Below are 22,791 nucleotides of genomic sequence, written 5' to 3'. Positions count from 1 at the left end.
GTTGCGGTTCTGCAAGCTCTTCTAAAGAACCCAACGAAAACGAAGATGCTGGCCGATTTCAAAGACGGAGGTTCGCTGTATAGGAACACCACTCCGATGCTGCGAGTCGCTTGATATCAGGCAGCACACAGCTTGAAAGGGCTGAGCCCTTTCGTAAGGCGGCGTGGAGCGACTACCTACCTGCCATATGCAAGCTCCAACTGTTGTGGAATCGCCAACCATTCGCACGCAGGCGGCCTGGTTGGTGCTGAGTTTCCTATGCTGGACGCCTATTGATTTGCTGTAGGGATAACTTGCACAACACGGTGTAGCAGTTGCTGGCGTGGTGCGTTCATCTATGTTGCACCACGCCAGCATCTCAAGTGACTACGGGCAAGACTGCCCTCGTCTTCTTTTAGCAAGTAATCCTTATTGGCAGGTCAGGGTCGTCAGGAAGGTATCACCCGACAGATACTGGCTCCCGTTTGGGGCGCTAATCGAAAGCACGTACGCGTTCTTTGGATCTACCGCGACGGGACCAACCGAGCACGACGCTGGGCCTTCCTCAAGACCTGTGAGATCACATTGCAGCGCGCTCCTTGCGATATTGTAAAAATAGAAGCTTGGGGCTCCGTATTTATCAAGACCGTAGACAAGAGAGGCTCTGGCCGTAATCCCTGTCGAGATGTATGCCTTGATGGCAAAGGTGGCCTGCGTGCAGGTAGCCGGTATCTGCAGTTGAAGAGTTCTTGCGGCATAGGTTGTTGTTGCAGGCGTTGTCGTAACTCCCGAAAGAGGCGCAAAAAATTGTTGAGGGTATTGCCCAGCCGTCAAGTCCGGAATGGTTATGTTGCCCGACAGCAAGTACGGAGAAGCAGGCCCCTGGGGGCCGGTGAGTCCGGTTGGCCCGGTCGGCCCGCTTGGCCCTGTGACGCCAGGCAGCCCGGTCGCCCCGGGGGCACCCATAGGTCCAATCGGACCCGCGACACCTTGGGGTCCAGCTGGACCGACAGCACCCGCCGCCCCGGTAAGACCTGTTAGCCCGCTTGGACCTGCGATGCCCTGGGGCCCCGCTGCACCGACAGCACCAGCGGCACCTGTGGCGCCCGCTGGCCCAATTGGACCTGCGGCCCCTTGGGGACCCACTGGACCAACAGCGCCAGCGGCACCGTTGGGACCGGCTGGCCCGACTGGACCTGCGACTCCCGGCGAACCTGTTACCCCGGCGGGCCCTTGTGCGCCCGTTGCGCCTGCTGGGCCGCGGGCCCCCGCAGCGCCCGCTGGTCCGGCAGTGCCCGGGGCACCCGGGGCTCCTGGTAAACCCGATAGTCCCTGCGGACCCACAGGACCCTGCGCATTCCATTGCGTGACGTTTTCGAAGCGGTCGATGCAAAGGCCGGGAGATGCGACGATGCGCGCCAGGCCTGTGACTTTCGAAACACAGGAGGTTATGACCTTTGCGGACGTTGTTACCTGGGCAGGAACCGCTGCAACGCAGCCTGCGATGGCAGCGGCGAGAACTAGCACTTTCTTTTGCATATCGTCCTTGAATAAGTGTGATTCGTTTGAGTTTGTAAATCTAAGAAGTTAGAAAACTGAGTTAGTCCGGTACCTGGCGGATCAATGCCATTTGCGGCGCTGGTTGCCGCGGATCGAGGCCGCGCCGAGAAGCGGCGTGTCGCTGCAATCCTTCATGCGCGAACGCCGTATGGGCGATAACTTACTGACACGTCAGCGTAGTCAACAGATTTACATTGGCGAATTCAGGCATGGTCGTCTTATCCGCCAGGAGTTCCAACACGTAGGGAACTGCCGGAAGCGTTTGCACAGGGCCAAGCGTGCAGGTGGCCTCGCCTTGTGGAAGTCCCTTGCCTCCCGAAGGCGGTCCGGTAATGATGCATCTCCCAGCAATGCCGGTCGCGGGGAAGCTTGTACCTGTTGCCCCGCCGGCGTCCTTGCCGTAGACGAGCGCGATCACGCCCGCCACGAGCGGAGGCACGCCGATTGCCCGAACCGCAAGGGTAACGTTCGTACATGCCGTCGGCAGCAGAAGCTGCGCTGCCCGCAACGTGGCAGTGGAGCTTACGACGGCGGTCGTGGCACCTGTGAGCGTGCCCACATAGGCATCGTTTTGACTGGGCGTGACCGTTGCAGGGAACGTGGTGTTGCCGTTGAGGACCAGAGGGCCAGCCGTCCCCTGCGGCCCAGTGGGGCCACTCGGTCCGGCAGGTCCGATCACGCCCGCTGTCCCCTGCGGTCCGGTCAGCCCGATTGGGCCCGTCGCACCGGTTGCTCCCTGGGGGCCGGCGAGCCCGGTAAGGCCGATTGGGCCGGCTGCTCCGGCGGGGCCAACAGGCCCGGTTGTGCCGGCTGCTCCGGCGGGGCCAACAGGCCCGGTTGCTCCTGCAGGCCCAACGGGACCGGTAGCGCCGGTAAGACCGATTGGGCCGGCTGCTCCCGCGGGTCCGACGGGACCGGCAGCGCCGGTAAGGCCAGTCGCTCCCGCAGGTCCAACGGGACCGGTCGCGCCGGTAAGGCCGGCACGTCCCGGAACGCCAGCGGGACCGGCTGGTCCGGGCAGACCCGGAAGACCAGCGGGGCCGGTAGCGCCCTGCACGCCCTGGGTACCCAGCGTTACCGCGAAGAAGAGGGGAAGGAACGAGTTTTGGCCAACCACCGTGAGCAGGTAGGAACCGGGCGCGATATTCACCGGGAGCTGTGCCGTGATGGAGGAAGAGGTCTCCGCGGTCACGGTGAGTTTCGTACCGCCAATGGTTACGCCGTGAGGCTTATTACCGAAGCCGAAACCCGCGATGACGATCTGTGTGCCGCTGGCGTTTTCTGAAACGGAGGTGATGGCGGGGAGGAGAAACGGTTGCGCGTTTGCGACGCCGGCAGAAGCAGCGACGACGACAACGGGCAGCAGGCGAGGAAAACGCAGGGTTGGCATAGGACTCCTGAAAGCGCGGAGGTGAAACCTCGAGGGGATAGCTCGAAGGTTTCATTTGCCTATGCTGAAGTCCTTTTCTTTTCTCAAGAAAAGCTCAAAGTTTTCTGAAAGAAGAACTTACAGCGCACTCCGGGGCTTCCCGGAGCCATGGAGCGCTTCGCGGGCGGACCTAGCCTGAGCTTTCAGGTAGGCGTCCTGGATTCGGTCTGCGTCAGCCTCGACATCCGCGAGCTGCCGGAGAGCGAGGGCTCTATCGCCACTTTTTCCAGTGAGGATTGCAAGCTGCAGTCTGGCCTCGGTTGCGGTCTCGGCGAATCCCAAGGTGCCGGCGAGCTGAAGCGCCTGGCGAGCGGCGAGGGATGCCCTGGGGAGATCGCCCTGTTGCTCTTCCAGGCGGCTGAGCGTGAGCAGGGTATGAACCTGACGCTGTGGCTGATCGAGCTTCTGCTCGATGGCGATGGCGTCGTTGAGAGAGCTCTTGGCGAGCGCCCAGTCATGCTGAGCGGTGGCGATCTGTCCCATGCGGTTCAGGGCGCGGAGTCTACCGGAGACGTCATCGTAGCGGGCGGCGAGGTCCAGCGCTTCGCGGGTCTGGGATTCCGCGGGGGCGTAGCGCTGGAGGTAGAAATTTGCCTGTGAGGCCGAGGTAAGAAGCCGCTCATAGAGGATGGGGGCGCCGCGCCTGCGGCTCTCAGCGATTCCTTTCTCGGACCACTCAAGGGCCTTGGACCAATCTCCTTTGGTGCTGTAGAGATCGGCGATGACGGAGTCTGTCATGGGATCCGGCGGTCGGTTCCCGAAAGTAGCAAGGAGAGCCTTCGCCTGGGTGAGCGCTTCTGAGGACTGTCCGGCGCTGGAGAGGGCTTGCACGAGGAGCCGACCATATTGCGGGTTATCCGGGAAGAAGCTTACGAGTGCAGCGTATGTCTGGGCTGCGGCGGCGAATTGGTGCTTCGCACTCTGCGCCCTTGCCTGGATGGTGAGCTGCTCTTCACGGGGCAGGCTTCCGGCGAGCTGTAAGGCGCGATCGGCCTCGGCCGCGGCCTTCGATTCCTCTCCGCGCTCCGTCCATGCAGTGGAAAGAGCCAGGTGGATGAGCGGGTAGTCTGGATCCATTTGCTTCGCGCGTTCCAGGATTTCGATGGCCCCTTTTCCGTCGTAACGTCTGGTTCGCTCAAGTCCTTCGGAGTAAAGCTGGAAGGCCGCGGGGTTGACGCCGGTTGCGAGGCTGGCCAGTTGCCGATCCTGTGGCGACTGCTGTCCCCCCAAACTCTCGGCTACGAGCTGGCGGACCTGAGTAAGCATCGGCAAGAGATCAGCCTCCGACCGCTCGAAGGTCTGCTCCTGCTCGGTAGCGCCGGTCTTTAAATTGATGATGCGGACATCCAGGCGCAAGCGGCCGGCGCGCAGGAGGTAGGCTCCGGTGAGGGTGTAGCCGCAGTCGAGATCGTCGCCGAGATGACGAAGAGTGGGGACGGCCAGGTCGGCAGTGGCGATGATGTTTGTCTCTTTTAAGGCACGGTCGACGTCCTCGGTGGAGAGAACGCGGAGCCTTTGAGTGAGCCGCAGATCGGTGCTGAGCATCTCCTGCACGGCCGATCCGACCCAAGCGCTGTCGGGGGAAGCAGCGAGATTCTGAAACGGCAGGACAGCAAGTGTCGCCCGGGGCCTGGCCGCCTGTGCGCGGTTGAGGATGTCGTGACGCCGAGACCATGGGGTCGCAAGCAAAAGCAAAAGCATCAGCGCAAGGCAGACGCAGCCGGCGATCGCGAATAGGCGGAGCGTTCGCGAAATCTGGAGAAGTGGGCGGTGGCGTGGAGGTTGGGAGGGTTTAGCCGGCGCTTCGGGCGGCAGACTGGCGATGTGGGGCGCGGGTCTTAGAGATTCCGGTGCCCTAAGCGAAGTTGGCGGATGCTCGGTTGCAATGACAGTGGCGCGGAAGCGATACCCTACTTTTGAGATGGTCTGGATTGGACTGGTGTCGGGGAAGTCGTCTGCGAGAGCCTTCCGGAGGACCGAAATGAGCTGGGTGAGGCTCCCTTCCTCGACGAAGGCGTTAGGCCAAAGCGCGTCCATCAGTTCGCGCTTTGCGACCGCAGTGTCGCGCCGGTCGATGAGCAGAACCAATAGGTCGAGAGCACGTGGAGGGACAGAGACGACGACCCCCTCACGCATGAGCAGGGGCAGATCCATGTCCAGGGAATAGGGGCCGAAGCAGTAAAGCATGGGGAGTTAAGGCGGAGGAGGGCCGACCACGATCTTACCCTACGAGCCGTACGTGGGCGTCCGATCCACGTTGCAAGTTGTTTTAACTTTTAGGGTATAGCCGTGCGATACACGGAATGAGCTTCGAATCCGTCCAGCTCCAGCAATTCAGCTCGGCCTGCGCATGTATTTGCGTCGTTGGTAATGATGACGACAGATGGTTGGGCTGACTCCTGTGTATCGGAGTTCCACTCACTAGGGCGCAACATTGAAAGCAACTTTAGCTGATTTGTATCCGGGTTCCGATGGGAATGGGCCGGGTTCTCAGTCGAGGCGGTGGCGCTCACCCTTGTAGTTTTCGGCTCCCTTTCGCATACTCAGCCGTCACCTCGCCACGAGACCCGCAAAAGCCACGATCCGAACGGCACAGGCGCCTTCGAGATAGGCAGAGAGTCGCACAGGTTCCACAGTTGAGGTCCGCTCATGCGAGCTCCTACCGTGGTTTGGCAAGTCGGGTCATCCCAAGAAGCTCACTTATCAGATCTTTCGCGAGCGTAAGGCTATAGATCTGGCGGCCGCTGCAAAGAATCGCTCCATCCAGTCGACAGTTTACGGAAAACGGCTCAAAACTGAGTGAACTGAATGCCTTGTTCCCGCAAACAGCGTTTTCGGAAAGTCCCTTGACGCACAGCCGTCCCGGACCCGCACTGCCATTCCGGAGACCCCACAGTTTCCGAAAACCCGACTTTGCAGGAAGAACCTGAGCATTAAAATGGCTCCCAAGTTGGAGAAACCTTGGAAGTCAGCCATGCACTCTATTTTCTGGCTTTTGTAGTTGGTGGTGTGATCCTAATGGGATTAGCCATGTACGTCGGCTGGGAAGTAGCCAACCATCGGCAGCGTCCCTCTTGGTCTAGTCGAACGGGCCTATCGAAGGTGATTCTGATCGCATCCGTCGTCCTTCTCGGATGGCTCCTCTTCACTCCGCTACGAATGATCTGGGTGACGCGAACAGCTGCTGTTCCTGGTCAATACACGAGCAACGGCACTTGGGGGACTGCCGCCCTTAGCATGCAGGGCGACGGAACGTTCGTCGAGGTCTGGCACTTCAGGAATGAATACAACGGTAAGCCTGTGGGGGAAGGGGTTGCACATGGCACTTGGCGCGACGCTGGACGGGACTGGCTCACACGGAACATCGAACTTGAAGGGTTCAGAGGACTTGCCGAACATGATCGAGACCGATCCGCCGGCCTTAGCGGAGCCAATGTGATGGGATACGGCGGTGGCACCTCAATCGAGATTGATGCGGGTTCAGAGATTGTGTTCCGCAAATAGCAGCCCGAAGGCCTGTAGACCGACTCCGCAAAACAAGATCTCGGGACTTCCTGCCCTGGCAAACTGTTTCCGAAAACCCGACTTTGCGGGAACGAGAGCTAAATTCTTGATTATGGTTTCAAATCGTCTATGAGAGGGTGTCATGGTTGAGAAGGGTTTGCGGTATAGCGCGGCCACCGCAGTGTTCTATGCCCTGTTCGCCTTCGCCCTCTGGTCTGTTTACTCGATGCGAGCACAGGTCGAAGGCGGAGGTTACAGCCTGACGGAGGCACACAGTCTAGTGCTGAAGATGGCCGCGATTACGACTGGGCTGTGTGCGGCAGCCACACTCTTGGGCAGGCTAATTTTTCGGAGTGTCAGTCGTCTCGGAACGGCGGTGCGATCGGGCTGGTGTACGGGCCTGTGCTTAGTTGCTTACACTGCCGCGAATGTCTTGTGGCGGAATTCCTGGGACCCAACTAGCGTAAAACCTGCATTCTTTCCGTTTTGGGGCGACGTCAACGCGCGTTTCTTCTACGAATACAACTGGCTCAGCTACCTTCTGTTTCTGACCCCGCTTGCGATGATAACGGCAGCTGCGTTGATGTGGCTGGCCGAGCGGCGAAAGACATAATCGGAACACGCACGCGCCTTGAAAAGGCGACGTTATAGAACCTTCGGAAGCACAGCCGAAGTCACAGGAGAGGGTAAGGCTGGCAGGCCCAACCTGTCGCAGATCACAATGTAGAAGTCTCGTACGGTCAGGACGGAACCGGCTTGGCTGTCGCTGATTGCAATATGAAGACTTCTTCTGTGCGAAGCACGATCTCAACAGCGTCAAGTCTTATGGCAAGAGGTTAGCGCAACGCATAAGGGTGCTCAGAGCCTCGCCTGTTTCCGAAAACCCGACTTTTCAGTATTCCACTGGAGACGGGCCGACGGTGAGCTCTTAAAGTGGAGGGATGTTTGGTGCTGAACCTCAAGAGCGATGGACAAGAGAAGAGCAAGCGGAGTTTGAAAGATACGCTGCTGAGCGGCTAAAAGCTTGCAAGTCTTCCGCGACGAAGGCTGGGATAGCCCTCCTTGTAAACGTTGCGATCATAGTTCCGTTCAGTGCCGGGCATCGGTTTCACAGTCACTGGCAACAAGCACGATTTCTAATCGTTACCGCTGAATTGCTCCTTGTCTGGTTCGGGATCAAGGTGGGATACGTCTGGAGTTCGTGGCAGAGTTCTCGCGAAGTGAGGCGTGAGTACGAGGGATCAGCCTGGATCAATCTGCAAGCCGACTACATACGTGCCCACAAACACTGCATAGAGAACCGTGTTGAGGTAGAAGCGAGCGCGCTGTGTGGCTGCTTTTACTGTATGTCCATCTATCCGCCTTCAGAGATCGTGGACTGGATCTACGATAGAGAAGCTTTAACGGCCGACTGCCCTCGCTGCGGAATCGACGCCGTCATTGGCTCCGCCTCGGGTTTCCCAATCACACCCGAGTTCCTCAGCACCATGAATGAACATTGGTTCGAGGGGCAGCGACCCAACTGAACAAGTTGCTGGCCAGTTCGCCAGCGGTGAAACGCGCCGCTTTCCCGCAAACGGCGTTTTCGGAAACTCCCGACGCTTCTGTTTCCGAAAACCCAACTTCGCGGGAACTCTCGCCTCTTGGTTAGTAGTGTCCGTTTTCGCAAGGCAACGTGTGCAGAATAATCCCCGCAGTAGAAGTCGGATCGAAATGCGCACTACCCGCGCCGGAAGGATGAAGGCTCAAATCGCAGATCGGTGTAGCGATGTGAGCCAAGATCGTTTCAGCGAGGAATCTCAAGGCGTTCTCGTTCCCTTCCAAGAGAACGAACGTTCTCCTCGCAGAAGGCGCAGTCGAGTCGTCGTCTTCGTAGGTCAAGGTTCGGACTGTCAGCTTGCTGCTGCTCATGCCATGTAGCTGAAGAACGTCATTGACAGGGGGGTAACTTCCGCTCATCTTGCTGCTCTCAAAGGTTGTCGTTGCGTCCACCTTAATCCTACGGTCCCGCAAAACGGGTTTTCGGAAACAGGCGGAAGATTGGTATCGGAAGTCGCGTTATCGTCTAGTCGTTGCGGAAGCGAGACGGACACATCGGCTCAACTTGTTATCGTGCAGCCATGCGCGAAGAAACGCTCAAGCGCTTGAAGATGGCCCTGATCGGTGGGGCCTATCCTTGCTATCCCAATCGGGCACACAGCATTGATCTACATCCTCTCGTACCTTGGAATTGCTGAGTAGCATGGAATGAGTCTGCGACTCACATGTCCTGGGCCGGAGTCGTCAGTTTCCGATAACGCCGGCACTCCTTGGGTGCGTGCGCAACAGTGGAACGGTTAGCTTAGCTTATGGTGGATATTCGCAAAGAATCGCTCATCGTCTGGCTCATCGGGAGAGTCAACGCGACGCACTTTGGGAATTGCTTCGCTCTGAAGATTGCAGGAGGATTTCGCATGAGCCCTAGGAGTATGCGCACGGCATCAATCGTAATGCTGTTCGTTGGAACAACACTTCGCGCTCAGACCGACCTGCGCGCACTCTCGAGCGACCCCAGCCTTGTCACCGGAGGCGATGTGCTCGTCGAGTTGAAGACCGCTCTCGCACACCCAAAGGTAACGCTTAATTCGATCGACATCAGTGACCGCTTCCGGTCAACCAGTCAAGGTACGTTCGTAGGCCTCGTAGACGGTCTACATCTCGGGCACAACGATCTTCGCAGCGGACGAGCGATCCTCGATCTCATCGACTATCCCATCGAAGGCCCCGTCTTTTCCGGCCCCCGACAGCAGCCGTTCCTCTGTGAGACAGAGCACTTCCGCCTGCCCGACGGCTCAATGCTCGGTAAGCCTTTGGATGAAAACTGTTCGGCAAAGACCGTCATTCAGTACGTCTACCTTCCGACCTCTAGCGTGGAGTTCAAGCCACTCACGGACGTTCGACAACTGCCGCCGGACATGTCCACAACGACAACGCTCACTGGGGACAGCGTCAACTTCATCGTCCGCGTTGAGACAGGGACTATGGATCGAGGGATCTATCAGAATGCAATTCTGTACGACCCATCAACCGAGCCACCGCCGACGCCTTTCCATCCTCCCAAGGGCTGGAATCAAAAACTTGTTGCCTTGGAGGGATCGGGCTGTCCGGGGGGCTGGTATGTGCAAGGCTCCGCGCTCGGCACATCGATCCTTGACCGTCAGCGGCTCGCACAAGGCTACGCACTCTTCAGCAACACGCTCAACCACTCAGGCAACAGTTGCAATGCCATCCTTGCCGCAGAAGCAACTGCAATGGGCAAAGAACATTTCATCGAAACGTTCGGCACCCCGGCGTGGACAATCTCTATCGGTGGATCAGGCGGTGCGTACACCTCGCTTCAGATTGCCGATGCATTTCCTGGCCTTTTCGATGGCGTAATGATCCGCAGCACCTTTCCCGACGCTCTCTCCATTGCGCTGGCGGGGCTGGACGCACACCTTCTCATACATGCTTTTCGCAGTAATCCTTCGCTTGCGTTGGGTGAAGATCAGCAGGTAAAAATCGGCGGCTATCAATCCATCGGTGCCATGGTCGACATGGCAAACCAGGCGCAAAGAACAGATCCCGTGCCACAGCGAGAAGACATCACAAGCTACATGTCGGCCGTGTGGAAGGATATTGTTCCGCAAGAACTACGCTACAGCCCTGATAAGAATCCCACCGGTGCACGGCCGACCATCTTTGATGTTGCGCGCAACGTCTACGGAGTGAATCCGCATACTGGTTTCGCCCTGCGCACCTTTGACAATGTCGGGGTCCAATACGGTCTAGTCGCCTTTAACCGCGGTATCATCACCCCGGATCAGTTCCTGGATCTGAACGAACGCATCGGCGGCGTGGATGCCGATTCCAACTACACCCAGGAACGGACCTCCGGCGATGTCGATGCCATTCTTCGCGCCTATCAATCCGGCCTTATATTGAGCGGTGGCGGTGGGCTGAGCGCCATCCCGATCATTGATGACGGCTCTTCCAAAGAGAGCGGCGGCTATCACTATGGCTGGTACCACTTTGCTCTGCGAGAGCGCCTCGCTCAGGCGAACGGCAACGCCGACAACATGGTTCTCTGGCGCAACACGACCACACCAGCAGCCTCGCAGGACCTGCTCGATCACTGGATCACTGCATGGAAAGCCGACAAGCGCCCCGGATCGCCGCGGGAGGCTCTTTTAAAAAACAAACCCTCGTCCGGTCAGAATGGTTGCTATCACGACAGCAAATTCATTCCAGACGAACTGGTCTTCCAGGATAAGGCCAGCAGCTGCGAGAAGCTCTATCCGGTGTACTCCAACACGCGACACGAGGCCGACGGACCATTGGCAGCCAACGTACTCAAGTGCCAGCTAAAACCTATCGCGCTGAGTGACTATCAAGTCCCACTCACGCCCAAGCAGCAAGACAGGCTTAAAACCATCTTCCGGGAGGGCGTCTGCGACTACAGCCGCCTCGGGATTAATCAGGTTCCGCTCGTGACCTGGCCTTCGTTCGGGCCCTCACCGAAACATCTGGTTTACGAAGTGCCAAACAGTCAGTGAACCACTGAGGCATGCCCCGGTAGGAGGGCGCAGCTGATGGACGAGCCGCAACGGCCGGCGCGTTTTCTTTTTCGAGTTGCGATGCAATGCTTTTTCGGGTGTAGCCAGTAGTGCCCCTTCGATCGCTGGAAGCGCCCATCTCTGTGCGTCGCTGATAGTCTGGCGATAACTTCCTTCTTTGAGGCTTACGAAATGCGTCTGCGGTTGTTTTTTGCTCTTTTGGCTTTAATGGTCGGAGTGGCGGAGGCTCAGCAGACCAAACCCTGGCCTGTACGGGCTGTAATCGTCGTCACATTCGAGATAGGGAAGGACACCGGCGATCTTCCGGGGGAGTTCCAGCTCTGGGTCGAACGCGAGAAACTAACCGAGATCGTGGAGTTTCCTGGGGGCGCGCACCCACTACGGACGAATGCGGAACATACTGTGATTGGTATGTTGAGCGGCACGACATTGGTGAATGCGACGGCTTCGATGATGGCCCTTGGACTTGATCCGCGATTCGACCTGACGCACAGCTACTTTTTGATCAATGGTATTGCGGGTGTAGATCCGAAGTATGCGTCGATTGGTTCCGCAGCGTGGGCAAAGTATGTGGTCGGCGATGTGGCGCGGGAAATAGATTCGCGTGAGGCTCCGAAAGAGTGGCCATATGGGATCTTTCCCGTCAAAGCGCATGAGCCGAATCCAAAGACGCTGCCGAATGCAGATCCTTTCAAGTCAAACGCCTATCCACTGAATGCTGGGCTTGTGGATTGGGCGTACAGCCTGACGAAGGATTTGAACCTGGGGGACGATCCGGCAGTCGCCAAGTTTCGGAAGGACTTCGTGGGCTATCCAGAGGCGATCAGGCCACCGTTCGTACTAATCGGTGACTCGTTCGCCTCCGACTATTACTGGCACGGAAAGATCATGACGGGGTATGCGGAAGACTGGGTGAATCTCTACACCCAGGGCAACGGCCGGTTTGTGATGACAAACATGGAAGACTCTGGTTTCATGGAGGCGATCGCGAGGCTTGCAGCGATGAAGCGGGTCGATGCGAGGCGCGTGATGGTGCTGCGGACGGGAAGCAACTACTCGATGCAGAGGCCTGGGCATGAGGCGGTGGAATCAGTGACAGCGCCTTACATCGGTACGAAGCTCGCTTTGGAGTCGGCATGGCTATGCGGAAGCGTTGCGCTGCACAACCTGTTGACGCACTGGGATGCGGCGTATGCGAAGGTGCCAGTGGCCACGAATTGAGCGGTAGGCATGCGGACGTGTCACGGAATCGAAGGTCGGGTGCTTATGGCCCGATTCGGATCTGGCGCTGCTCTTTCGCTGACTAGCCGATGGTAGGATTCGGGTGCCAATCAAGGCCGTATTTCCTCTGGACGAGATTCAGGAAGCACATCGCATGTATGCCAGAGGGGGCGGACTCGGCTCCATCGTCCTCGATGTTTCTTCGCAATAGCGCTGTGCAGAGCATGTGAGAACTTCACTGTCCGAGAGAGGATCGCGACGAAACGATTTTCCGCGTGTCGTTGGGAGCACCTTCCCTTTGAGGAAGTCCAAGGCCAGCTTCTTCACGCTGCGATATTCTTGCCTCGACCATCAGCAGGAGCCTCACACTTTGCGCAGAGCCATCCCTATCGCCGTCGTTATCCTTTCTACCGCAGCTACTGCCTTTGCCCAGCGACAGCCCGTCGACGAAGTCGATCCCACCATTGGCAATGTTGGAATCCTGCTGGAACCGACGCGGCCCACGGCCTACCTGCCGAACAGCATGGTGCGTGTCTATCCCGTGCGCAAGAACGCGCTCGACGATCAGGTCCAGTACTTCCCGCTGACGATTCTTTCGCATCGCGCGCCAGATCTCTTCGCCATCATGCCCGGGGACGGCACACCGCTTACCTATGACAACGAGCACGCCGCGCCCTACGGGTATGCCTCACGTCTGGGCGACAAGAACGTCGGCGTCGAGTTCGCACCCGCACACCAGGCGGGGATCTTTCGCTTTCAATATCTCGATGGCAACGCAGTGTTCACTTTGCGCAACCTGCATAAGGGATCGTTGAAGGTAGAGGGTAAGGATGCGTTTTCCGGCGAGGAAACGGTCGATGGGCTGACCGCCTACTTTTACGCAGAGACGAACAGTGCGATGACGCCGCAGCAGGATGGTAAGAGTCTTCATCTGAGCGGCCATGTCACCGACCTCGAGGTCCGTTACGGCGTTTCATTTCTCTCCGTCGAGCAGGCAAAGAAGAACCTTCGCCGCGAGATCAATCACTGGGATCTGACGCGTACTCGCGAAGAAGCCCGCAAGACATGGAACGATGCGCTCGGCCAGATCCAGATCGAAGGCGGCACGGACGCACAGCGCAAGGTCTTTTACACGGCGCTCTATCGATGCATGGAGCGCATGATCCTGATCACAGAAGACGGCAGGTATTACAGTAGCTACGACCACAAGGTGCATGAAGACAAGCGCCCGTTCTATGTCGACAACTGGCTCTGGGATACCTTCCGCGCGATGGAGCCGCTGCAAACGCTGCTGAATCCCGAGATGCAGGGCGACAAGATTCAGTCTTACGTCCGGATGTATCAGCAGGGCGGGCTCATGCCTACCTTCGCCTCTGCGGCGGGCCCGAACGCGACGATGAACGGCTATCACGCTGCACCATGGATCGCGGATGCCTACAACAAAGGTGTCCGCAACTTCGACCTGCCCACGGCTTATGAGGGTCTGCGCAAGCGTGCGCTCGATACCACCATCCTGCCGTGGTCCCTTGGTCCGAAGACTTCACTCGACGACTTCTACAACACTCACGGCTATATGCCGGCTCTGCATCCCGGTGAGAAAGAAACCGTCAGCGGTGTGAATGCCGGCGAACGTCGCCAGGCTGTTGCCCTTACCTATGAGGTGAGCACCGATGACGCCTCCATTGCGCAGCTCGCTTCGATCCTGAAAAAGCCGCAGGATCATGATCTGTTTCTGAAGCGCGCAACCAACTACCGCAACCTGTTCCGCACCGACAAAGCCCTTGCGTGGCCTAAGGATGACAAAGGCGAATGGATTGCCATCGATCCGAAGTTCGATGGCGGCATGGGCGGTCGTGACTACTACGACGAGAACAACGCGTACACCTACACATGGGACGTTACGCACGACTACAACGGCCTCATCGACCTGATGGGTGGGAAGCAGAAGGCCGCAGCGAACCTGGATCAACTCTTCCGCGAACCGCTGCCGACTAACATTTACACCTTCCAGGGCAAGTTCCCGGACAGCACGTCGATGATGGGCCAATTCAGCATGGCCAACGAGCCTTCGCTGCCTATCCCGTACGTCTACAACCGTCTCGGCCAGCCGTGGAAGACGCAGAAGCGCTTGCGCTACGTCCTCGACTCCTTCTTCCCCGCGACACTGCAAGGGATCCCTGGTGACGAAGATGGTGGTGGCCTGTCGAGCTTCGTGGTCTGGTCGATGATGGGGCTCTATCCCGTCACGCCCGGTATCCCGGTGTATGACATCGGCAGCCCGATCTTCAGCAAGGTCACCATCCACCTGCATAGCGGTAGGGACATCATTCTCGCCGCGCCCAACACCAGCCGCGATGCGAAATACGTCCAGTCTGCTACGTGGAACGGCACACCACTCAGCCGACTGTGGGTTACACACAAGACCCTGACCGCAGGCGGCACTCTCAATCTGACCATGCAGGACGTCCCCAATACCACCCTCGGCACCAAGGACGGTGACCTGCCGCCCGCCAGTCTGAACACAGACCCGACCCAATTCGAATAGCTGCTCCCGCGATGGTCTTCCGTCAGTTGGCCGAGGGGTCAGTTCTGCTTGATGGCGGCGGTCAGGTGGGCGGTGTAGGGCGGGAGGCAGAGGCGGTCGTTGCAAGCCTGGTAGCGGACGTCGACGGGGACTGTTTCCGTTGGGGTGCTGCCTTGTTTTTTTAGGTCGACGGTGAGGTTGATGGTGTTGAGGTAGTAGACGGTCTCCATCTTGAAGGTGGGGTCTTCGTGGCGGATTACTTTCGACTCTGCTACCGGGGTCTGCAGGGTGAAGGGTGCTGTTGCCGGGATGGTGATGCGGAGCGGGGTGGGGCCGCCGGGTGGTTGTGAGAGGGCGTAGACGTGCCAGCCTTCCTGGATGGTGGCGGTGAGCGCTACGGAGGCCGAGGTTGCCGTGGATTTGGTGACGGTGGCGTTCCACTTCACGACTTCGTAGGGACGTTGGGCGTTGGCTGCAGCACCGAAGGCTGACAGGGCGAGGATTGCGGCCAGGGTGTTTTGGGTCTTGTTCATGCGTTCGTCCCTTGTGAAGGCAAATGTGTCACGGAAGGAGTGGCGATTTTGGCCACTCCTTTTTCGTTTGTTTCGCGATCTGCGAGGTGGCTGATGCGACTGCCTACTTTGAGCGGGCAGCCCAGTATTCGGCCTGGCCGGGGTAGTGCGGGTTGTCGGTGAAGCTGCCGAGGACTGCGTGGCGCACTTCGAGGATGTCGATGGGACCCTTGTGGGCGTAGACGAGTTTGCCGCCGGGGCCGATGACTGCGGTGAACTCTTCGTTGGGCTGCCAGGTGGTTCCGAAGGCGGTCTGCGTGGTTTTGAGGTCGGCGGGAGCGAGTTGAAGGTTGTGGCTGGAGGCGTACTGCGCGTGCAGGAAGTCTGTGGCCCTGGCGGTGCTGGCGGGTGCGTCGGTGTTGATGGTGACGTAGTTGTAGGAGCGGCCGCGGTACATACGGAAGGTGGTCTGCAGGTCGGCGAAGTCTTTTTCGCCAGCCGGGTTTTCGGTGCTCCAGAAGTGGACGACGGTGACCTTGTCGCCGGTGTTGGCGCGCAGGGCTGCGAGGTCGGCTGCGGAGGCTGGTGTAAGGGCGACGGGTTCGGCGTGGATGCGGGTCATCTCGCGTTCGACGTCGCCGGACTTTGAGAGCCACTTGGTAGAGCAGCCGAAGGCCGGGCGGTGCGGGACCGCGATGGTGCCGTTTGCGAGCAAGGCCTCGATGGCGTCGTGCGCGTCGTGGACTTTGACGAGGGCTTCGTTCTGGTTGTCGTCGATGCGGCCTTCGTAGCGAAGCTTGCGGTCGGTGTCGAAGATGAAGATGTGGGGCGTGGCGACGGCGCCGAACTTCTGCGCGGTGGCCTGCGTTTCACCGTCGGAGACGTAGGGCCACGGGATGTGGCGGTCGCGGACGCGGATCTTCATGTCGGCTGGTGAGTCGGTGAGGTCGGTGTAGCCGAGTTCATCGAGTCGCACGGCATTTGGATTGTTGGGGTTGATGGCCACGAACTCGACGCCTTTGGAGTGGTAGGCGTCGTAGAGGGCGCGCATGCGGCCTTCGTAGTTTTCCGAGACCGGACAGTGGACGGACTCGAACATGACGACGAGGACTTTGCCCTTGCTGAATTCGGAGAGGGTGTGGATCTTGTCGTCGGTGCCCTTGAGAGAGAAGTCGGGCGCGGCGGTGCCGATGGGCATCAGTGGATGCTCGGTGTTGGCGGACATGGCGATGGTGCCGGCGGGTGGCGGCGTTTGTGCGTGGCCCGGGATTGGGATGGCGAGTGCTGCGAGTAGGAGGATCGGAAGGCTTCGCATGAGGCTGCTCCTGTTGGGAATTCGTTCGTCCGGGCTATTTGGTCGCCCAGTATGCCTGCGCGCCCGCGTGGGCCGGGTCGTCCGGCAGGTTGGCGAGGATGGCGCGGCGGATCTGCATGAGGTCGATCTCGCCCTGTTCGTGGAAGAGGACGTCGCCGTGGGGCGAGAGCAGGACGGTGACGGGGACGGCGGAGCCGGCGTCAGGGTCGAAGGCGTCCTGCATGGCGTAGGTGTCGTCGGAGCCGTAGAGCAGATTGTTGGTGGTGGCGTTCATCTTTTTGAGGAAGGCGAGGACCTCGGGCTGCTCGGCGGGGACGTTGGAGGAGACGGTGGTGAAGGCGAAGGGCCGGTCGCGGTACATGCGGTTGGTGGCCATGAGGTCCGGGAACTCGGTGACGCAGGGGCCGCACCATGTGGCGTAGAAGTTGACGAGCAGCAGCTTGCCGGTGGGGTTGTGGCGGAGCTTGCCGAGCATTTCAGCGCTGGCGAGTGCGACGTTGATGGGCGCGCTGTCTGCGGGGGCTTTTGCTTCGGTCGGTGGGCCAAGTTGCAGCTTGCAGCCGGTGGCTTTGGTGGTGGCAATGGCGACTGGTTTGTCTGTAAGGAGGGCTTCGATGGCGGCTGTTGCGGTGTGGATGGTCGCGGGGCCGTTGGTGGGGTCGCTGTCGATCTGGCCGGAGTAGCGGAGTTTGCGGTCCTTGTCGAAGATGAAGACCGAGGGCGCGACGGTGGCGCCGAAGGCCTGCGCGGTGGTGCCGGTATCTCCGTCGTAGAGGTAGGGGAAGGCGAAGTGGCGGAAGTTGGCCCGCTCCTTCATGTCTTCGAGGGTTTCGCCGACGTCGGACCAGGCGAGGTCTTTCTCAGTCGTTGCTTTCGGATTGCTGGACTGGATGGCGACGACGGTGACGCCTTTGCTGGCGAAGGTCTGGGTGATGGCGTTGAGGCGAGATTCGTAGCGCTGAGATTCTGTGCAGTGATTGCAGAGGAAGGCGACGACGAGGACTTTGCTGGACTGCCAGTCGGCGGGTGTATGCGTGGCACCGTCGGTGCCGGTGAGGCGGAAGGCGGGCAGCGGTGCGCCGGGTGCGAGCGGCTGGGCGTGGCCGGATGGCATGGGAAGGGCGGCCAGCGTGAGAAGGATCGCTTGAAGATATCTGCGCACAGGGATTTGCCTCGGAATCGAGTGGCATCATTCATATGCCTTCGGTGCCGGGGATTGCAAGCTTGTGGATTGGGATAGGGCAATGCTCCGATGTGAGTGGGGCGGTTGGCCGCGTATGCTTTTCCCTGAGTGAGACATAGCTGCCTGCTGCAGCCGGAAGTGACGATGAAAGAACAGGGTGGGCTGCAGATTCGGTCTGCAGAAGAATGTGCCTGGGACCAGTTGAGCCTGGGCGAGGTGATGTTGCGTTTCGACCCAGGTGAGGATCGCATCACGCGCACGCGGCACTTTCGCGTGTGGGAGGGCGGCGGCGAGTACAACGTGGCTCGCGGCTTGCGGCGGTGTTTTGGGATGCGGACGTCGCTGGTGACCGCATTGGCGGATAACCCGGTGGGTCGTCTGCTGGAAGACATGATGCTGCAGGGCGGCGTTGACCTAAGCCATCTGCGGTGGTTGCCGTATGACGGCGTGGGCGAGGCGAGCCGCAACGGCGTGTATTTTCTGGAGCGCGGCTATGGCAATCGGCCGGCGATGGGCATGATGGACCGGGGCCATACGCCGATCTCGCAGATGAAGCCGGGTGAGGTGGACTGGGACCGCATCTTTGGCAAAGAGGGTGTTCGCTGGTTTCATACGGGCGGCATCATGTGCGCGCTGTCGCTGTCGGCGACGGAGGTGGTGCGCGAGGCGATGACGTCGGCTCGGCGGCATGGCGTTGTGATCTCGTACGACTGCAACTATCGGCCGTCGTTGTGGAAGCGGCGTGGCGGCCGCTTGGGTGCAGCAGCGGTGAATCGCGAGCTGGCACCGCTGGTGGATGTGTTACTGGGGCATGATGGTGACCTGGCGCGCGAGATCGGTGCTTCGTCGCAGGGGCCGCCGTGGCATGACGAAGAGAGTTATGCCGCGATGGCAAAGGGAATCACCGAAGACTTTCCGAACATCAAGGTGATTGCGACGACGGCGCGCAAGGCGACGAGTGCGAATCGCAATCACTGGGGTGCTTTTGGATGGAGTGAGGGCGAGGTCTATCGCGGGATGCACTTTGAGGATCTTGAGATCTTCGATCGCGTGGGTGGTGGCGATTCCTTTGCTGCGGGAGTTTTTTATGGGTTGTTGAGCGGTCGCGGGATGCAGTGGTCGTTGGACTGCGGCGTGGCGCATGGTGCGCTTGCGATGACGACGCCGGGCGACAACTCGATGTTCACATTGGCCGAGGTGGAGCACGCCATGAGCCGCAACGGAGCCGGCGTTCAACGCTGAGGGGATAGGGATCGATATGGACAGGACTGCAGTTTTAGAGCGAATTGGACAGGTGGGCGTGCTGCCCGTATTGCGTGCGAGCACGAGCGATGCCGCGATGGCGCTGGCGGATGCGATTGCCGAGGGCGGCATTGCGGCGCTTGAAGTGACGATGACGGTGCCGGGCGCGATTGGCGTGATGCGGCGGCTGGTTACAGAGCGGCCGGAGCTGTTGATTGGCGCGGGTACCGTGCTGGATCCGGAGACGGCGCGCATGTGCATCCTGGAGGGTGCGCAGTTCGTGGTGAGCCCTGCGTTGAACCTGGCGACGGTTTCGCTTTGCCGGCGTTACTCGGTTGCGGTGCTGTCGGGTGCGCTGACGCCGACGGAGGTGATTACCGCGTGGCAGGCTGGAACGGACATCATCAAGGTGTTTCCGGCGAGCGCGATGGGCGGCGCGAAGTATCTGAAGTCGTTGAAGGCGCCATTGCCGCAGGTGGAACTGATTCCGACGGGCGGCGTGTCGCTGTCGAATGCGCGCGAGTTCCTGGAGGCCGGTGCATTTGCGCTGGGCGTGGGCGCTGACCTGGCGGATGAGAAGGCGATTTTGGAAGGCCGCGCGAAGGATGTAAGTAAGGTCGCGGAGCAGTATGTGTCGATTGTGCGGGAGTTTCAGTCGACCTTTTAATGCACGTCAGGGGGAGCGACGGTCTTCATTGTTTCTTCATGTTCGTGCGGGTCGCTTGCGCAAGTTATCGCGTGGGCGGCCCGCAAGCTGCATGGTGATGATGACACTACAACGAGTGTGACAACAGAGCGGTGTGCCGACACATCCAACTCGCACTGAGAGGTTCCATGGCGGGTAAGGTTTACCTCGAGCGCATCGCGACCGCGACGTTTGATAGCGACGTCCACGATGCGTTTGTCGGTTACGCGCATGGGATGCTGCAGCAGGAGCGCAGCCGTACGCTGTTCCTGCGCATGGCGGAGCGGTCCGGCATTGCTGCGCGCTACTCGCCGTTGTTTGTGGATGGAACGCATGGGCCCAGCGATGTGGATGCGTATGGTTTGTATCGTGCCGGTAGTTTTCCCGCAACGGCAAGGCGCATGGAGCTTTATAAGCAGTTTGCTCCAGTCCTGATGCGCCGTGCGCTTGACCGGCTGGCATTGAGTGCTGAGGAGCGGCAAAGAATTCGACATGTCATCGTGACGTCATGCACGGGCTTTTATGCGCCTGGGTTGGACTTCGACGCTGTCGACTATCTTGGCCTGGATGCTTCGGTTGAGCGGACCATGATCGGGTTCATGGGTTGCTATGCGGCGATGAACGCGCTGAAGCAGGCGCGGCATATTGTGCGGTCGGAGCCGGATGACAGTGTGCTGGTGATCAACCTGGAGATCTGCACGCTGCATCTGCAGGAGTCGCAGGATCTGGGCGAGGTACTGTCGTTTCTTGTCTTCGGCGATGGATGTGCGGCGTCGCTGGTTAGTGGGCGGGAGAGTGGGATCGAGCTTGAGAGCTTTCGTGCAATCCGCCTTGAGAATACTGCTGACTTAATTACGTGGGATATCGGCGACCAGGGATTCGACATGGTTTTGTCCGGCCAAGTCCCAACTGCAGTCGGGCAGGCGCTGCAGGCGCATCGCGAAGATTTCGTGCGTGGTGGCACGGTGCGTCTGTGGGCGGTGCATCCGGGTGGGCGATCGGTACTGGATGCGGTGGAAGAGGCGCTTGCATTGCCTGCGGATGCGCTGAAGGCTTCGCGTGAGGTGTTGCGACAGTTTGGGAATATGTCTTCGGCAACGGTGATGTTTGTGCTGGAGTCGATGTTGCAGACGGCCGGTGCGGGTGAGCGTGGTTGTGCGATGGCTTTCGGGCCGGGACTGACGGCGGAGACGATGCAGTTTGTGACTGCGTCGAAGGCCGTATGAACTTTGAGTCGCGTGCGTATCTCTCGGAGTGGATGGACGAGCCCTGCTCGTATGAGGACTTTCGCGCCTGCCTGATTGACCTGGAGCAGGTGAACCGACTTACGTTTGCGTATCGACCGACGCTGGACTGGTTGCAGTCTTTGATCGGCCAGGAGAAGCGGGCGATCCACATTGTGGATGTGGGTTGCGGTGGCGGCGATATGTTGCGGATGGTTGAGCGTTGGGCTGCGCGGCGTCGCATTGATGTAAGGCTTACGGGGATCGACCTGAATCCTTATGCAGCGCGTGCTGCGGCGGAGAGGACGTCGAGTAAGTCGAAGATTGCATGGGTTACGGGAGATGCATTCTCTTATGAGCCAGAGGTTCCGATCGATCTTGTGATCAGTTCCTTGTTCACCCATCACCTGCCTGACGATGAGATCGTCCGGTTCCTTGCGTGGATGGAACGTGTGACGCAGCGTGGCTGGTTTGTGAATGATCTGCATCGCGAGCCGTTTCCCTATTACGGATTTGCACTGCTGGCGCGAGTGATGCGGTGGCATCGTTTTGTGCAGCATGATGGGCCGGTTTCGATTCGTCGCGGGTTTCGTGCGGACGATTGGAGCAGCTATCTTGCTGCTGCGGGTGTGGGAGAGGGAGCGGCACACACAGTGACTTACCGGCCGGCGCGACTGTGCGTTTCGCGTGTGAAGGTATGAGTTATCCCGATGCGGATGCACTGGTGGTGGGTGGCGGACTTGCGGGCTGCACTGTTGCCACGGAGCTTGCGCGGGCGGGGCGGCGTGCTGTGCTGCTGGAACGAAGCAAGGCCGCGCACCACAAGGTGTGTGGAGAGTTTCTAAGTGGTGAGGCGATCCACTATCTTTCGCGGCTGAATGTTGATCTTGCCGCTCTTGGTGCGGTGGCTCTGCGATCGGTTCGGCTAGTTCTGCGATCGGGTGTTGTCGAAGAGAAGCTGCCGTTCGCCGCTTATTCGCTGACGCGATCGCTGCTGGATGAGGAGTTGCTGCGGGGCGCCGCGGTGGCCGGTGTGGATGTGCAGCGCAACACAAATGTGGAGACGCTGAAAGCGGAGAATGCGGCGTGGTGGGTGTCTGATCGGGATGACCGCACCTTTCGGTCGAAAGATGTGTTTCTTGCTACAGGGAAATATGACTTGCGCGGGTTTCCAAGGCCGGCTGGAACGCATCGGGGACTGGTTGCTTTCAAGATGTATTACAGGCTTACGCCGCAGCAGCATGCGGAGTTGGGCGATGCAATTGAACTGATTTTGTTTCCAGGAGGTTATGCGGGTCTGCAGCCGGTTGAAGGTGGCCGTGTGAATCTGTGCTTATTGGTTACAGGGGGGTGTTTGAAGGCTGCCGGGAGTAAGTGGGCTGGAGTCTTGCCCTATCTCGAAAGGAACTCTTCGTATCTCACGAAGCGGTTGAACGGGGCGACTCCGCTGCTGGAGTCTCCGCTGACTGCTTCGCGTATTCCGTATGGTCACATGCAGGCTTCTTCGTCTGAGGGGCTATGGCATGTTGGCGATCAGGCTGCGGTTATCCCGTCGTTCTGCGGTGATGGCATGGCGATTGCACTGCATAGTGGTGCGATGGCGGCACATCATTTTTTGAAGGGTGATGGAGCGGCGGTTTATCAGGCGCGCCTTCGATCCCAATTGGGACGTAGACTTGCGATTGCTACTCGTCTTTCGCAAGTGATGGTTGCCTGGCCGGGAGCTGCGCAGGTGGTGAAGATGGCCCCTGGGTTACTTTCGTTTATCGCATCCATGACACGCATTCCAGATACGGCCTTGTTGCGGTGAAACGTTACA

General features: G+C 59.4%; 16 protein-coding genes. 11 read left to right on the top strand and 5 right to left on the bottom strand.

The genetic code is table 11. The annotated features are described in order from the left end of the window. Positions 1 to 1,699: 1,699 nt before the first annotated feature. Together TERRO_RS23865 and TERRO_RS21015 are read right to left on the bottom strand one after the other, a co-directional pair. Positions 1,700 to 2,929, bottom strand: a complete 1,230-nt coding sequence (locus tag TERRO_RS23865; RefSeq protein ID WP_014787734.1) for a collagen-like triple helix repeat-containing protein — start codon at positions 2,927 to 2,929, stop codon at positions 1,700 to 1,702. 117 nt (positions 2,930 to 3,046) lie between these two features. Further along, on the bottom strand, positions 3,047 to 5,155 hold the full coding sequence (locus TERRO_RS21015; RefSeq protein ID WP_014787733.1) for a winged helix-turn-helix domain-containing protein: 2,109 nt from the start codon (positions 5,153 to 5,155) through the stop codon (positions 3,047 to 3,049). Between the two features lie 774 nt (positions 5,156 to 5,929). On the opposite strand from TERRO_RS21015, the gene TERRO_RS21010 reads away from it, so the two are divergent. The 6 genes from TERRO_RS21010 to TERRO_RS20980 all read left to right on the top strand — a co-directional run bounded on the left by TERRO_RS21010 (position 5,930) and on the right by TERRO_RS20980 (position 14,833). Beyond that, entirely contained in the window at positions 5,930 to 6,472 is a 543-nt protein-coding gene (locus TERRO_RS21010; protein WP_014787732.1) for a hypothetical protein, read from the top strand. Between the two features lie 142 nt (positions 6,473 to 6,614). Further along, positions 6,615 to 7,085: a hypothetical protein gene (locus tag TERRO_RS21005; protein ID WP_014787731.1), complete on the top strand. Its 471-nt coding sequence runs from the start codon at positions 6,615 to 6,617 to the stop codon at positions 7,083 to 7,085. Positions 7,086 to 8,820: 1,735 nt separating this feature from the next. After that, positions 8,821 to 11,046, top strand: coding sequence for a DUF6351 family protein (locus TERRO_RS20990; protein WP_014787729.1), 2,226 nt, complete (start codon positions 8,821 to 8,823; stop codon positions 11,044 to 11,046). 228 nt (positions 11,047 to 11,274) lie between these two features. Further along, a complete protein-coding gene (locus TERRO_RS20985) occupies positions 11,275 to 12,288 on the top strand; it encodes a purine nucleoside permease (RefSeq protein ID WP_425358495.1) in 1,014 nt (337 codons plus the stop codon). A 97-nt stretch (positions 12,289 to 12,385) separates the two neighbouring features. Then, positions 12,386 to 12,499: a hypothetical protein gene (locus TERRO_RS24025; protein WP_425358504.1), complete on the top strand. Its 114-nt coding sequence runs from the start codon at positions 12,386 to 12,388 to the stop codon at positions 12,497 to 12,499. 159 nt (positions 12,500 to 12,658) lie between these two features. Further along, positions 12,659 to 14,833, top strand: coding sequence for a GH92 family glycosyl hydrolase (locus TERRO_RS20980; protein WP_014787727.1), 2,175 nt, complete (start codon positions 12,659 to 12,661; stop codon positions 14,831 to 14,833). Positions 14,834 to 14,871: 38 nt separating this feature from the next. On the opposite strand, the gene TERRO_RS20975 is transcribed toward TERRO_RS20980, so the two are convergent. The 3 genes from TERRO_RS20975 to TERRO_RS20965 form a co-directional block, all read right to left on the bottom strand. Next, complete coding sequence (locus tag TERRO_RS20975) at positions 14,872 to 15,345, bottom strand: protein-disulfide reductase DsbD N-terminal domain-containing protein (protein ID WP_014787726.1); 474 nt, start codon at positions 15,343 to 15,345, stop codon at positions 14,872 to 14,874. Between the two features lie 103 nt (positions 15,346 to 15,448). After that, on the bottom strand, positions 15,449 to 16,639 hold the full coding sequence (locus tag TERRO_RS20970; protein ID WP_014787725.1) for a redoxin domain-containing protein: 1,191 nt from the start codon (positions 16,637 to 16,639) through the stop codon (positions 15,449 to 15,451). A 34-nt stretch (positions 16,640 to 16,673) separates the two neighbouring features. Then, entirely contained in the window at positions 16,674 to 17,801 is a 1,128-nt protein-coding gene (locus tag TERRO_RS20965; RefSeq protein WP_041592757.1) for a redoxin family protein, read from the bottom strand. 129 nt (positions 17,802 to 17,930) lie between these two features. On the opposite strand from TERRO_RS20965, the gene TERRO_RS20960 reads away from it, so the two are divergent. From TERRO_RS20960 to TERRO_RS20940, 5 genes are all read left to right on the top strand, one after another. Continuing rightward, the gene (locus TERRO_RS20960; RefSeq protein WP_342612526.1) at positions 17,931 to 19,064 is read left to right on the top strand and encodes a PfkB family carbohydrate kinase; all 1,134 of its coding nucleotides are present in this window, start codon (positions 17,931 to 17,933) and stop codon (positions 19,062 to 19,064) included. Between the two features lie 16 nt (positions 19,065 to 19,080). Next, positions 19,081 to 19,731 carry a bifunctional 4-hydroxy-2-oxoglutarate aldolase/2-dehydro-3-deoxy-phosphogluconate aldolase gene (locus tag TERRO_RS20955; protein WP_014787722.1) on the top strand — a complete coding sequence of 217 codons (651 nt, stop codon included), beginning with the start codon at positions 19,081 to 19,083 and terminating at the stop codon, positions 19,729 to 19,731. A 167-nt stretch (positions 19,732 to 19,898) separates the two neighbouring features. Further along, positions 19,899 to 20,975 carry a type III polyketide synthase gene (locus TERRO_RS20950; RefSeq protein WP_014787721.1) on the top strand — a complete coding sequence of 359 codons (1,077 nt, stop codon included), beginning with the start codon at positions 19,899 to 19,901 and terminating at the stop codon, positions 20,973 to 20,975. Further along, the gene (locus TERRO_RS20945; protein WP_014787720.1) at positions 20,972 to 21,673 is read left to right on the top strand and encodes a methyltransferase domain-containing protein; all 702 of its coding nucleotides are present in this window, start codon (positions 20,972 to 20,974) and stop codon (positions 21,671 to 21,673) included. Before TERRO_RS20950 ends, TERRO_RS20945 begins: the two co-directional genes overlap by 4 nt. Next, a complete protein-coding gene (locus TERRO_RS20940; protein ID WP_014787719.1) occupies positions 21,670 to 22,782 on the top strand; it encodes an NAD(P)/FAD-dependent oxidoreductase in 1,113 nt (370 codons plus the stop codon). Before TERRO_RS20945 ends, TERRO_RS20940 begins: the two co-directional genes overlap by 4 nt. Positions 22,783 to 22,791: the final 9 nt, after the last annotated feature.

This window comes from Terriglobus roseus DSM 18391 (assembly GCF_000265425.1).
GTDB lineage: Bacteria > Acidobacteriota > Terriglobia > Terriglobales > Acidobacteriaceae > Terriglobus > Terriglobus roseus.
The sequence above is the reverse complement of the archived record's forward strand: the minus strand, read 5'-3'. Positions and strand labels throughout refer to the sequence as shown.

Coding starts and splice junctions, on each gene's coding strand:
- TERRO_RS23865 (WP_014787734.1), bottom strand. CDS start 2,929: ATGCCAACCCTGCGTTTTCCTCGCCTGCTGCCCGTTGTCGTCGTCGCT.
- TERRO_RS21015 (WP_014787733.1), bottom strand. CDS start 5,155: ATGCTTTACTGCTTCGGCCCCTATTCCCTGGACATGGATCTGCCCCTG.
- TERRO_RS21005 (WP_014787731.1), top strand. CDS start 6,615: ATGGTTGAGAAGGGTTTGCGGTATAGCGCGGCCACCGCAGTGTTCTAT.
- TERRO_RS20990 (WP_014787729.1), top strand. CDS start 8,821: ATGGTGGATATTCGCAAAGAATCGCTCATCGTCTGGCTCATCGGGAGA.
- TERRO_RS20985 (WP_425358495.1), top strand. CDS start 11,275: ATGGTCGGAGTGGCGGAGGCTCAGCAGACCAAACCCTGGCCTGTACGG.
- TERRO_RS20975 (WP_014787726.1), bottom strand. CDS start 15,345: ATGAACAAGACCCAAAACACCCTGGCCGCAATCCTCGCCCTGTCAGCC.
- TERRO_RS20970 (WP_014787725.1), bottom strand. CDS start 16,639: ATGCGAAGCCTTCCGATCCTCCTACTCGCAGCACTCGCCATCCCAATC.
- TERRO_RS20955 (WP_014787722.1), top strand. CDS start 19,081: ATGGACAGGACTGCAGTTTTAGAGCGAATTGGACAGGTGGGCGTGCTG.
- TERRO_RS20950 (WP_014787721.1), top strand. CDS start 19,899: ATGGCGGGTAAGGTTTACCTCGAGCGCATCGCGACCGCGACGTTTGAT.
- TERRO_RS20945 (WP_014787720.1), top strand. CDS start 20,972: ATGAACTTTGAGTCGCGTGCGTATCTCTCGGAGTGGATGGACGAGCCC.
- TERRO_RS20940 (WP_014787719.1), top strand. CDS start 21,670: ATGAGTTATCCCGATGCGGATGCACTGGTGGTGGGTGGCGGACTTGCG.